Source organism: Mesorhizobium sp. M1004, from assembly GCF_040318795.1.
Lineage (GTDB): Bacteria > Pseudomonadota > Alphaproteobacteria > Rhizobiales > Rhizobiaceae > Mesorhizobium.
Genome location: NZ_JAMYNB010000006.1, coordinates 266,798 through 278,802, shown reverse-complemented (window position 1 = coordinate 278,802; position 12,005 = coordinate 266,798). Strand labels below are relative to the sequence as shown.

Below are 12,005 nucleotides of genomic sequence, written 5' to 3'. Positions count from 1 at the left end.
CGTAAGCACCGTGATAGCGTGGCATCGTCAGAGGGGGCCAAGCAATTGGACGCGGTCGATCGTGCCGTTGCGCAAGGTGTGCTGGGTACGCGGTTCCTGGTCTACCCGCAGGTCCCTCACCTTTCGGGTTACGGAACACCCGAAACAGTATGGATTTCTACTCCACCCGATCTGATCCGCTCCGGCCCGGAAGATCACCGCATCTACGTTCGCGATCCGCTCCTCGACAAGGAGCCTTATGACTACCCTTATCTGCCACCGTTTGTCGGCGAAACCTTTCCACCTGCACAGGCTGGCTTTGACGGCCATTTCGATCAGCTTTCCTTGACCTCGCGGCAGTTCCTTTCTGCGCACGCTTTCGCCTCGGTCAGCCGCGTGCTGGACATCTGGGAAAGCTACCTCGGCAAACCGATTGTCTGGTATTTCGCCGAGACGTTCGAGCGGCTCGAAATCATCCCCTTCGTCGACTGGGAGAATGCGCAATCGGGCTATGGCTATCTGGAACTCGGCCGAGAGCGCGGCATCGACGGAGGCAACTATCCCTATGCGCTCAACTTCGATGTGATCGCACATGAGGTCGGCCACGCAATCTTGTTTTCGCTGTTCGGGACACCAACTGGCGGCCTGACTCAAGGCGATTTCGGACCGTTCCACGAAGCCAGCTCGGATCTGGTCTCGCTCTTGTCCTTCCTGAATTTCGACAGCGGCATGGACCGGCTGCTGCGGCACTGCAATGGCAACCTGCTTGTTCTCAATGAGTTGAACCGGATTGCCGAGCTGACTGGCGATCGGCAGATCCGCCTCGCCAGCAACGCACGCCGCATGTCGGAGGTGACGGCGGAAATCCATGACAGGTCACGGCCATTCACGGGGGCTGTGTTCGACACGATCGTCCACGTCTACCACGCGGCACTGGTGCACGAGGGGTTGGCCGACGAGCGGCTGCTGGGGATCGATATTAAGGATGTCGACCAATCCGACATGCAGCGCATTTCGGATTTCACGTCCCGCGCCTTCCGCGCTCGGCCCTTCATGTTCAAGAGCATGCTGATCAGAGCAAGGGACGAGGTGGCTCTCGCACTTGCTCAGGCATGGCCACGCCTCGATGCGGACGACCTGTCGTTCGAAAAGGCCGCGGCGTTGGTGGTGGACTCCAGCGATCGCGTCGCGCCGATGCTCGCGGAAAAATTCGATGAGAACTTCAGCTGGCGGGAGATCTTGTGAACTGAAGGATGCAGCAAAAAGGAGCGAGGAAAATGAGCGACGACTATCACCGACCGACACTAACCTTTCCGTCAGGCGCTTACAACGCAACACAGGTTAGGCTCTATGGCTTGGGGGCGGAAATTGGACTCAGCGTGCCCGGTGCGCCAGCACCCTTTGGTGACACCGGCATGTATGTCGAAACCGCGCCTGGGGAACCTATCACCGACGAGCAACATGTCAACGCACTTGAAGTATTGAAGAAGTATGACAGCAACAAAGGCCGCCAAGATATAATAAATGGAAATATCCCATTTCCAAAAATACCAATCAGAGTCTCCTACCATTTCAAGATCGACCTGAAGAATTTTGGCGCTGCGGTCCTTTCAACGGTAGGCAGTACCTTCATGCTCGGATCATCTCCAGAACAGAAAACATCGTGCGGGATAATTGTCGGTTATGCCTATGAGGGACATACCTACGATTTGCCAAAGCCCAAGATAATGATCATCCCGGCGTTTCCGGAACCCAAGATTCCGGCGGACGATTCGGAATTTGACGCCAAGGAACCTGAAGGCTACGCGGTTTGGCTCGTCGATAAGCTCAACGAATGCGTGGAGTTGGAGATGAACCAGGGCTTTGTCGAACAGATCGTCCTCGAGGCGAACCTTCCAGGCAAGCGTTCACCGACGATGTACGCATCCAAGATGACGATGGGACACCGTGGCGGAAAGCTGAGCGACTAGTCTCTCATGTTCCCTGTCAAGGTTGAAGGCAAGAAGGCTCGCCTGCTTGGCAGGTTTGCCATGCAGTCGGATCGGCTGAAGCTGCACAGGGCTGGGGGGTGGAGCTCAGAGACGACGGTTGATCAGACTCTCATTCCGCGGGTTGGGTACGGCCTTCCGTGTCTTGGTCTCGGGGCTGTCCTCGGTCTAGAGGGCGGGCGTGGGGCGCATCGGCTCGGCGACATAACTGGCGACGGGAGTTCCGCACGATGGCCATGTTGTGCGCCCTGGTTGTCACCGCCGGCCGAGATCCATTGAATCCTGTCGACACGAACGCGAAAGGCTTCATCACATCGATATCCGAGAGGCCCTCGGCATCCTCGCCGTGTCCGGCAAACGGGATTTAGCTGTCGCGCCAGTCAACGAGTGTGTCCGCTTTCCGAATGCTACCACCCGAAACCGGACAGGCAGGAAGCGGCCCAAATGCGACATTCAATTTTCGTCGTGCCCCTGCCAGGGATTTGGCGTGCCCCAGCCGCTTACGTTGCGTCTAGTCCCGCCATGTAAGCCTTCGCGCCACGAGGGACCGCACGCCACTGACGGACAACTATGATGTGGACCACCAGTTTGGCGCACCCAATCGGCCACGCCAGCCCGCAGCCTCATTCACGGCGTGGTCGTGAACCCGCACTGCTTCTGTTCCATCTCGATCTGCTTGGTGATGCGGATGGCGTTCTGGGCGTAGGCTTCCGTCACGGTGCCGCTGTTGACGGTCTTGTCCTTCAGCGGGCTGACGGCCGCGCAGAGGTGGAAGACATGCTCGGTGTCGGACTTCGCGGCGCCGTTTTCCGGCGCGATCCAGTAGACGATATCCTGGCCATTGGGGTGTGCCGCGTCCTTCGTCGCCGCGGCCACCGTGGTGGAGTCGGTGGCGATCGCCTGCGCCTGGGCGGCGACCTCGGGCGAACAGGCCGTGGTCGGCTGCCCCGCCTTGATCTGTTCCGCGCAGGTGTTCATGTCCTGCGTGTACTGCTCGACCGATGGCGGCTGGTAGCTGACCCCGATCAGCGTCGCCAGCACGGCCAGCACGGCGCCGATGCCGCCGGCCACCTTCTTGCTCTTCGGGTCCATGTTCTTGTCGTTGAGAATCAAGAGAACCAGCGGCAGGAAGGCAATCAGGGTGATGATCGCGCCGAGCTGGTTCTGGACAAAGAACCGGAACGTGTCGGATTCGCGGGCCGGGTCCTTCCTGTTGGCCGCCTTCCAGAGCAGGCTTCCAACGATGGCGAAAATCGCGATCCCGACCAGGATGCCGATCAGCAGCGGCAGGTTGCCCTGGTCGAACTTGTGCTTGTAGAGCAGTACGATCCCGGCGATCTCGCCGCCAATGGCGATGACCCACGACACCACGGCGAACAGGCGCAGCCGCGTGGCCCCGGACTTCTGGCCCTGCGTTGCCTGCCAGTCCTTGGTAACGTCTACGGTCGGCTTGTTGTCGGTCATGACCAGATCCCCCGGTATCGACACTTTGCGGGGCGTCAAAGGCGCCCGGCGCAGCGTCATTGATCGAACGTCGCCTGCCTCGGCGCGAAAGCGCCACGGCAGACCCCATCCTTATTGCGCATGATGGGATTCGTCCATAGCCGAGGCGGGCGGACGCCGGAGGGCAGGGCAATCGCATAAGGCGGCGCATCCTACGCGATTGCCCGGGAAGAGGGAGTCACCCCTTGAGCCGCTCCAGCGCAGCCACGATCAGATCGCAAAACTTCGCATGGTCGAGCTTCACCGCCACGCTGTGACGGAAGTCGGTCTGCTCGCTCGCCGTGCCGCCGAAATGGTGCATGCCGCCCCATTTTCTCGAAATTGCAGATGCCCTTGGTCCAGCGTCCCGCAAGCTCGACGCGGATGTCGGCCCTTTGGACGCGGGCATCTGGCGCGGCCTCCTTAGCGACTCTCCCGTTCCCTGAATTGATTTGTATACAAATGTTTCTGGGCGACATCGGTTTGTGAAGCGCTTCACCGTTGTCGCGCAATCGATCGGTTACAGAGGCCGTGCAAGAGCGGGCCTAAGGCAGCGCTCTGCTGCTGCATGGAGGTAACCGATGTTTGAAAGTCTCAGCAGAATTCGTGCTGCCCTGGCGCGCGCCAGCAAGCACAGGAAGACCGTGCGCGCACTGAACGCGCTGCCGACGGAGATCCAGAAGGACATTGGCTGGACGGAGTCGAGGTCGATCGATGAGATAAGGCTGCCGTTCTAGCGCCGCATCCAGCGACGCTAATATAGCGCTCGCCATCGATTGTTCGGAAGCGTACAGTATAGCATCGTCGGCCACATCAATGGGCGCTGACGCTTGGGAGCGACCATCGCACTCCTGCCCCGAGAGGAGGCATTGGAGCCATGGCGGAGCAACCGAGACAGTCCGGTCTGAGCGCCGAGACGCTCGCGGCCTTGGCGCGGGAAACCGGGGCCTCCGAGCAGCAGATACAAGAGATCGCATCGCTGATCGGCAACGATCGCTCGTCCATCGTGCGCGAAGCGCGCATGGTTGCGGCTGACCGCCCGAAGCGCTGATCCAGGAAAAAGCTGCTGGATTGATCCATGGGGCGTCGCCCCTGATTTGTCGGTTTTGTACGAAGTACAATGGCTGAATCCGAGTCAGCTATCGTCCAATGACCGTTTGCATTTGGGCAGGGCGCCGACGGCTGGGAGATGACATGTGCTCTTGCCCTTGACGGGAGAGAGCGATGGACCAGTCGGTCAGCAAGGAGAAAAGCGGCCTCTTGCGCCGCATGAACCCGGCCGACTTCGCACTGCTTGCGCCGCATTTGCACCATCGTGTGCTCGATCTCAAAGCCCCGCTCGAAATGGCGGGCGAGCCGGTCGCCTCGGTCTGCTTCCTGGAAAGCGGCCTGGCCTCGGTGGTGGCGAGGAACCGGCCGGGGCTCGACACCGAGGTCGGCATCATCGGCCACGAAGGCATGTCGGGCTCCGCTTTGGTGATGGGGGCCGACTGGGCGCCCCATGATTGCTACATGCAGATGCCGGGCGAGGCGGTGTGCATCGATTCCGAGCCGTTCAAGGCAGCGCTGCAGAAAAGCCCGACGCTTCGCGCCTTCCTGCTCCGCTATGCCCATTATCTGCACGGCCAGACCAAATCCACGGCGCTGAGCAATGCCCGCGCCAAACTCGAGGATCGGCTGGCCCGATGGCTCCTGATGTGTGACGACAGGGTGGTCGGCCACCAGATCCAGATCACGCATGAGTTCCTGTCCGTCATGCTCGGCGTCAGGCGTCCGGGCGTCACCATCGGCCTGCAGATCCTGGAAGGGCGCGGCCTGATCCGGTCGAGGCGCGGCGAGATCGTCATCCGCGACCGGGATGGCCTGATCGCCGTCGCCGACGGCTTCTACGGCCAGGCCGAGGCCGAATACGAACGCCTGCTGGGCTGAGCCTGGCACGGGCTGGAAATGGCCGACGCGAATGCCGGTGAAAGCATGTTGCCAGAGCCGCGCCGGCCATTTGCGGCCATCTGGGGAGAGGCCGCCCGGCAAATCTAGCATCGACGCAAAAGCGGGCAACGAACCGCAATCGCTTGGTAAAAACCGTACAATCGAATTGTGTTGAACCTTGGTTCGGCAAGAGTATGAATCCGCTGTCGTGACCATGTATATGGGGCGCTGGCGCCTGAGGCTTCGACAGGCTCGCCCGCCCGATGTGAACGGGGAAAACCGAAATGGCAGAACTGCTTTTCGATGTATCCGCCTTCGATTGCGCCATCCTGCGCGCCGCCTTCATCAAATCGGTGATGGAAGACAATGTCCCGGAAAAGCGGTGGCGCGCGCTCGCCGCTTCCCTGGTCCGCGACCTGACCGACCACGAAGACGTCGAGCCGGATCTCCTCGGCTGGATCACGCGCAAGTAGCGGTACCCTGACGGTCCGGCGGCTACCCCAGCCACCACCACAGCGCCGCGATCACCGCAAGCACCGCCACCACCGACAGCCCCAGCATGATGTAGCTGCCCTTGATGATGTCGCGGATGATCTTCTTCACGCTTTCGCGGTCGTTGAGGTTAGGGAAGGGCTCGTTGGGCAGCGCCACGCCGAGGAAGCCGCAGAGCGGCGCCCAGCCATCGCTGACTTTGAACACCAGAAGCTTCTCCGGCGGCACGGCCGCTATCACCTCCTCGGTATAGGCGTTGTAGCGCGCCACCGCCTTGGCGCGGTCGTCCATCACGCCGGCAAGCGTGCGGCCCCAGATCAGTCTGTGCGACATGTCGCCGAATTTGCGGCCGAACGGCGTCAGCCATTCCAGCACCTTGAACTGCCACAATGTCTCGGTGAAGTGGATTGTGTCGATGGTGCTGTCGTACCAGGCCTCGGCGCCGCGCGGATGCAGGGTGAGCAGCACCTTGGCGTCGGGATAGGCGGCCATCAATTCGCGCCACACGCAGCATCCCGGATTGTCGACCGTCGCCTTGTAATTGGCAAAGACTCTGGTCCAGTCGTGCTGGCTGCCGGGCGGGCTGTTGGCCACCTTGCGCCAGAAGTCGAGATGGCCCTTGTTGGCCTTGTTGAGGATGACTTCCTGCATGTGATAGCTGGGAAGGCCCAGCCTGTTCAGCGCGGCAAAGGTCGACCATGTGCCGGTGCGGCCGAATCCGGCCCCGATGAGCTCAAGCGTCATTTTAACCCCCCTTGTTGAGACCGCTTTTCTTTTATGCCGGTCCGCTCGGAATGAGGTTGCATCCGCGCCCCTCGGCGCGCAACAATTTTCCCTGTCCAGGGCAGAAATGTGTTTGCTTTTTCGTCTGGGCCACGCGGAATGAGGGTCTGGCTATTCCCGCGGGTGGGGGAGCCTGATAATAGGTCAGCCAGATTGACCTAAATTCGCATGGCCGGGACGGTCATGCTGGACCAGATGCCGTATCCCGGGAGGTTGGCTCGTGAGTTTGATGGACCTGTTGGCGTCGCGCGCCTCGCGCATGAAGGCGTCGGAAATCCGCGAGCTGCTCAAACTGCTCGACCAGCCCGACATCATCTCCTTTGCCGGCGGCATCCCCGATCCGGCTTTGTTTCCGGCGCAGGCGATCGCCGATGCTTACGCCTCGGTGCTGGGCGGCGCGGAGGCGAGCGCAGCACTTCAGTATCAGGTCTCCGAAGGCTATCTGCCGCTCAGAAAATGGCTGGCCGGCCAGATGGGCAAGCTTGGCATCGCCTGCGACGAGCACAACATCTTCATCACCTCCGGCTCGCAGCAGGCGCTGGATTATCTGGGCAAGCTGTTCCTGTCGCCCGGCGACACAGCGCTCGTGACGTGGCCGACCTATCTCGGCGCGCTCCAGGCCTTCAACGCCTATGAGCCGCGCTACGACCGCCTGACGCCGGATGGCGGCAACATGACGCCGGCCGCCTACCAGGCGGCGGCTGCTGCCCCCTCTACTTTTGCAAAAGAGGGCGGCAAGGTGAAATTCGCCTATCTGGTGCCCGATTTCGCCAACCCGACCGGCGAGACGCTGAACCGCCAGCAGCGCGAGGCGGTGCTCGACCTCGCCGGCGAGCTCGACATTGCCGTCATCGAGGACGCCGCCTATCGCGCGCTGCGCTATGACGGCGAGGGCCAGCCGCCGATCCTGGCGCTCGACTGCGAACGCTCCGGCGGCATCGAAAACGCCCGCACGCTCTATTGCGGCTCGTTCTCGAAGATCCTGTCGCCGGGCATGCGCGTCGGCTGGGTCTGCGCGCCGCGCCGCGTCGTCGAGCGGCTGGTGCTGATGAAGCAGGCGTCGGACCTGCACAGCCCGTCGATCAACCAGCTGGTCATGCACCGCGTCTCCGAGGCCGTGTATGACGGCCAGGTGGAAAAGCTGATCGGCGCCTACCGCCAGCGCCGCGACGGCTTGCTTGCAGCACTCGAAGCGGAAATGCCGGATGGCGTCAGCTGGAGCCGGCCGGAAGGCGGCATGTTCGTTTGGCTGACGCTGCCCGAAGGTGCGGACGCCACGGCACTGCTCGCCCGCTCGGTCAAGGAAGCCCGCGTGGCCTTCGTGCCGGGCAACGCATTCTACGCCGACGGTTCGGGACGCAACACGATGCGGATGAGCTTTACGCTCGCAGATGAACGCGCCGTGGGTGAAGGCGTGCCGAGGCTGGCGAAATTGATGAAGGGCTAGGCGCCCTACCTCCCCCTTGTGGGGAGGTCGACCGAAGGTCGGGTGGGGGTGCTTGGCGCCGACCCCCACCCCGATCCGCTTTGCGGATCGACCCTCCCCACAAGGGGGAGGGTAAAAAAGTCACTCCGCCACAACCAATTTATCCTGCGTCTTCGTCTCGAAATCGCTGGCGTCGTGGCGCTCGTGCAGTTGCATGGCGGGGTCGCCGAAGGCGCGGTTGACCATGCGGCCGCGTTGCACGGTCGGGCGGGCGTCGATCGCCTTGGCCCAGCGTTGTACGTGCTCGTAGTCCTGCACCGACAGGAACTCGGCGGAATCATTGTACATGCGGCCGAGCGCCAGGCCGCCATACCAGGGCCATACCGCCATGTCGGCGATCGAATAGAAGGCGCCGCCGAGATATTCGGTCTCTGCCAGCCGCCGGTCGAGCACGTCGAGCTGGCGCTTGGTCTCCATGGCGAAGCGGTCGATGGCGTATTCGAACTTTTCCGGCGCATAGGCGTAGAAATGGCCGAAGCCGCCGCCGAGATAGGGCGCCGAACCCATCTGCCAGAACAGCCACGACAAGGTTTCCGCGCGCGCCGGCTGTTCGGTCGGCAGGAACTCGCCGAACTTTTCCGCGAGATAAAGCAGGATCGAACCGGACTCGAAGACGCGGACAGGCGTCTTGCCGCTGCGGTCGAGCAGCGCCGGGATCTTGGAGTTGGGGTTGACCTCGACAAACCCCGAGCCGAACTGGTCGCCATCGTTGATGCGGATCAGCCAGGCGTCGTATTCGGCGCCCTTGTGGCCGAGCGCCAGAAGCTCCTCCAGCATGACAGTCACTTTGACCCCATTCGGCGTCGCCAGCGAATAGAGCTGCAGCGGATGCTTGCCGACCGGCAGCACCTTGTCATGCGTCGGACCGGCAATAGGCCGGTTGATGCTGGCGAACGTGCCGCCATTGGCTTTCTTCCAGCTCCAGACTTTCGGCGGGGTGTATTCGGTCATGCGGGAAATTCCTTGGGTTTGGCGGGGCGAAAACGACGGCGCGAGACTGATGGCGGAAAAGTCGGCGGAACGTAGATACTGGAACACATAGGTGCAATTCAGAAAGGTTCAACTTGTGTTGAACTATTATCGATGTCAGCGCCGCCCCTCATGGCCCTGCCGGGCACTTCTCCCCGTATAGTGACGGGGAGAAGGACGCTGTCGCCTACTGATTTCGCCAATTGCCAGCGTTGCCAAGAGCGCCGATGTTGCGGCCATGTCGCTTCTCCCGTCACTATACAGGGAGAAGGTGCCGGCAGGCGGATGAGGGGCAGCGCCAGCCTCTGAAATGATTGCCTTGTTGCCTAAGCCCTTGCGCCCTGTGCAGCGCGGCATACCTATAGAGGATACTGCCCACGCATATCTGCCAGGATGACCGCATGCCGATCGATCCCGTTTCCCCGCTCTTGCGCTCCGTCGTTGGCGTGCGCGCCATGGTTCCCGACGATGCCTTCACGGCCAATGCCCTGGGCACGCGCCGGGAAGGCAGCGGCGTCGTCATCCGCGGCGACGGGCTGGTGCTCACCATCGGCTATCTCATCACCGAGGCCGAGGAGGTCTGGCTGACCGACCAGGACGGCCGCGTCGTGCCGGCGCATGCGCTGGCCTATGACCAGGAGACAGGCTTCGGCCTAGTGCAGGCGCTGGCGCCGCTCGGCCTGCCGGCGGTGGCGCTGGGTGACGCCTCGAAGGCGAAGATCGGCGACCCCGTGGTGTTTGCCGACGGCACCGGCCGCTCGGTCAAGGCACACATCGTCACCAAGCAGGAATTCGCCGGCTATTGGGAATATCTGCTCGACGAGGCGATCTTCATTGCCCCGGCGCATCCGTCCTGGGGCGGCGCGGCGCTCATCGGCCAGGATGGCAGCCTGCTCGGCATCGGTTCGCTGCTTTTGCAGATGAGCCGCAACGGCGAGGTCGCCGACATCAACATGGTCGTGCCGATCAACCTTCTGACCCCGATCCTCGACGATCTCCTGACGCGCGGCCAGGTGGCGAAGCCGCCGCGCCCATGGCTCGGCGCCTTCTCGGCCGAGTCGAACGGTGCGGTCGTGGTGATGAGCGTCGCCGAAGGCGGCCCCGCCGCCAAGGCCGGCCTGCGCCAGGGCGACATCATCTCCGACGTGCGCGATGGCGAGGTCGACGGTCTCGCCGATTTCTACCGCAAGCTATGGCAGAATCCGGCGGGTTCGGAGATTCCTCTCAGGGTCGTGCGTGACGGTCGTGAGACTTGGCTGCGAGTGAAATCCGCCGACCGAAACAGCTTTTTGAAGAAACCGCATCTGCAGTGAAGCCAATCTCCCCCCAAGTGGGGGAGATGCCCGGCAGGGCAGAGGGGGGCGCGAAGGATCGCGACCTCTCAATCTATATTTTCTGACAAGAATCGCGGGATAAACGTGGCTGACACTGGCCGGTGCGTTGGCGGGACAGCGGCCCCCCTGCCGGCCATCTCCCCCACGAGGGGGGAGATTGGCTGCCCCCTCAATCCCCGCATACCCTAAAAGGCGTCCCCGTGTCCCACTCCGCGAAGGGCACGACCTGGCCTTCGACAGACACGATACTGTTCACCTTGCTGTCATCATCCTGCGTCTGCATACTTTTGCCCTTGCCGGTCAGCACGTCGTAGTCGCAGCTGCTGTAGACGACAACGGACTGGTATTTGTAATGGTCATAGGCAACGCCGGCGACGACGAAGGCCTCGTTGCGCCAGGCGATGGTCAGCGTCATGTCGGTCCGCTCGCCGGGGCCGATCAGCCCCGGCAGATAGATCTTGATCGAGCCGTTGGGCAGCAAGGTCAACTCCGGTTCGATGCCGGAGCCCTCATAATGCGGCTGGTCGTAGTCGTTCCATTCGCCGTAGACCTGCTCATGCACGACGCCGGCGGGTTTCAGAAAATTGTACTTTTTGTCCCTCAGGAAGAAATGCATGTCCATGGTATCGTCTTCGGGCTCGGTCTCGACGATCATCGCCAGATCGGCGGCGCCGTCCCCATTGAAGTCGCCGGTCAGCGCGGTGATGATCTTCTGGGTTTCGATGGGTTCGGCGAGCGCCGAGGCCGGCAGCAGAAGGATGAGGCCGAGTAACATCGATCGCATGGCATTTTCCCCCGAATTGCAGTCTGCCTTGCCCGGCTCGACCAGCCGGGAAACTGCCATGAGCGCCGGCTTGGGCGCAAGCCGGCTCGCAATAGGCTAGGGGGTATCGACGCCGCTGACGGAAACTGGCATCGACAGCCGATACAGCCGGCCCGGCAACAACGAGGTGATGATGGCGCCGTTCAAGGTCGATCCCGACAAGGTTCATGAATTCCCCGATCCCGACAGTTTTTACGCCTGGCTGCGCGAAAATCATGCCGGCGAGAGCGAGGTCTGGATCAAGGTCCACAAGGTCGGCTCGGGCCTCGCCTCGATCACGCCGAAGCAGGCCATCGACGTGGCGCTGTGCTTCGGCTGGATCGACGCCATACGCAAGCCGCTCGACGACAAGAGCTTTCTGCAGCGCTACACGCCGCGCGGCAAGAAGAGCATCTGGAGCAAGATCAACATCGACAATGTCGCCCGCCTGGTCGAGGAGGGCCGCATGACCGAACACGGGCTGAAACAGGTCGAGGCGGCCAAGGCCGACGGCCGCTGGGACCGCGCCTATGCCTCAGGCAAGGACATGAAGATCCCTGACGATCTGCAGGCCGCCATCGACGCCGAGCCGAAGGCGAAGGAGATGCTGGCAAAGCTTTCCGCCCAGAACCGGTTCGCGCTGGCGTTTCGAACGCACAACATGAAGACGGAGGCGGGGCGCAGGAAGAAGATCGAGGCTTTTGTCGAGATGCTGAAGCGCGGCGAGCCGATCTATCCGCAGAAGCGGTGAGGCGACGGCA

14 protein-coding genes are annotated in these 12,005 nt (G+C 62.2%); 9 read left to right on the top strand and 5 right to left on the bottom strand.

Translation table 11 applies throughout. The features are described from left to right. Window positions 1-45: 45 nt before the first annotated feature. Together NKH54_RS15325 and NKH54_RS15320 are read left to right on the top strand one after the other, a co-directional pair. Window positions 46-1,224 (top strand): gluzincin family metallopeptidase, encoded by a 1,179-nt coding sequence (locus NKH54_RS15325; RefSeq protein WP_023689836.1) that lies wholly within the window; start codon window positions 46-48, stop codon window positions 1,222-1,224. 32 nt (window positions 1,225-1,256) lie between these two features. Then, window positions 1,257-1,949, top strand: coding sequence for a hypothetical protein (locus NKH54_RS15320; protein ID WP_155922509.1), 693 nt, complete (start codon window positions 1,257-1,259; stop codon window positions 1,947-1,949). 645 nt (window positions 1,950-2,594) lie between these two features. Here the strand turns inward: NKH54_RS15320 and NKH54_RS15315 are convergent. Then, window positions 2,595-3,431, bottom strand: a complete 837-nt coding sequence (locus NKH54_RS15315) for an SLC5/6 family protein (protein WP_353028492.1) — start codon at window positions 3,429-3,431, stop codon at window positions 2,595-2,597. A gap of 217 nt (window positions 3,432-3,648) precedes the next feature. Next, a complete protein-coding gene (locus NKH54_RS15310; protein WP_353028491.1) occupies window positions 3,649-3,771 on the bottom strand; it encodes a hypothetical protein in 123 nt (40 codons plus the stop codon). A 259-nt stretch (window positions 3,772-4,030) separates the two neighbouring features. On the opposite strand from NKH54_RS15310, the gene NKH54_RS15305 reads away from it, so the two are divergent. From NKH54_RS15305 to NKH54_RS15290, 4 genes are all read left to right on the top strand, one after another. Continuing rightward, the gene (locus NKH54_RS15305) at window positions 4,031-4,186 is read left to right on the top strand and encodes a DUF1127 domain-containing protein (protein ID WP_023671409.1); all 156 of its coding nucleotides are present in this window, start codon (window positions 4,031-4,033) and stop codon (window positions 4,184-4,186) included. A 140-nt stretch (window positions 4,187-4,326) separates the two neighbouring features. Beyond that, entirely contained in the window at window positions 4,327-4,500 is a 174-nt protein-coding gene (locus NKH54_RS15300; protein ID WP_023671410.1) for a hypothetical protein, read from the top strand. A gap of 173 nt (window positions 4,501-4,673) precedes the next feature. Then, window positions 4,674-5,378, top strand: coding sequence for a Crp/Fnr family transcriptional regulator (locus tag NKH54_RS15295; protein WP_023685922.1), 705 nt, complete (start codon window positions 4,674-4,676; stop codon window positions 5,376-5,378). A 284-nt stretch (window positions 5,379-5,662) separates the two neighbouring features. Further along, the gene (locus NKH54_RS15290; RefSeq protein ID WP_023671412.1) at window positions 5,663-5,851 is read left to right on the top strand and encodes a hypothetical protein; all 189 of its coding nucleotides are present in this window, start codon (window positions 5,663-5,665) and stop codon (window positions 5,849-5,851) included. 22 nt (window positions 5,852-5,873) lie between these two features. Here the strand turns inward: NKH54_RS15290 and NKH54_RS15285 are convergent, their stop codons facing one another. Further along, complete coding sequence (locus NKH54_RS15285; protein ID WP_353028490.1) at window positions 5,874-6,614, bottom strand: sulfotransferase family protein; 741 nt, start codon at window positions 6,612-6,614, stop codon at window positions 5,874-5,876. Between the two features lie 268 nt (window positions 6,615-6,882). On the opposite strand from NKH54_RS15285, the gene NKH54_RS15280 reads away from it, so the two are divergent. Further along, window positions 6,883-8,100, top strand: coding sequence for an aminotransferase-like domain-containing protein (locus NKH54_RS15280; RefSeq protein ID WP_031242992.1), 1,218 nt, complete (start codon window positions 6,883-6,885; stop codon window positions 8,098-8,100). 120 nt (window positions 8,101-8,220) lie between these two features. Here NKH54_RS15280 and yghU read toward each other — a convergent pair whose 3' ends face one another. Next, window positions 8,221-9,090 (bottom strand): glutathione-dependent disulfide-bond oxidoreductase, encoded by an 870-nt coding sequence (yghU, locus tag NKH54_RS15275; RefSeq protein WP_023730411.1) that lies wholly within the window; start codon window positions 9,088-9,090, stop codon window positions 8,221-8,223. A gap of 419 nt (window positions 9,091-9,509) precedes the next feature. Between yghU and NKH54_RS15270 the strand changes: the two genes are divergently transcribed. Beyond that, window positions 9,510-10,421 carry a S1C family serine protease gene (locus NKH54_RS15270; RefSeq protein ID WP_023671416.1) on the top strand — a complete coding sequence of 304 codons (912 nt, stop codon included), beginning with the start codon at window positions 9,510-9,512 and terminating at the stop codon, window positions 10,419-10,421. A 190-nt stretch (window positions 10,422-10,611) separates the two neighbouring features. On the opposite strand, the gene NKH54_RS15265 is transcribed toward NKH54_RS15270, so the two are convergent. Then, on the bottom strand, window positions 10,612-11,226 hold the full coding sequence (locus NKH54_RS15265) for a hypothetical protein (protein ID WP_023715162.1): 615 nt from the start codon (window positions 11,224-11,226) through the stop codon (window positions 10,612-10,614). 172 nt (window positions 11,227-11,398) lie between these two features. Here NKH54_RS15265 and NKH54_RS15260 point away from each other — a divergent pair, with 172 nt between their 5' ends. Further along, the gene (locus NKH54_RS15260; RefSeq protein WP_023743926.1) at window positions 11,399-11,995 is read left to right on the top strand and encodes a YdeI/OmpD-associated family protein; all 597 of its coding nucleotides are present in this window, start codon (window positions 11,399-11,401) and stop codon (window positions 11,993-11,995) included. The last annotated feature ends 10 nt before the right edge of the window (window positions 11,996-12,005 follow it).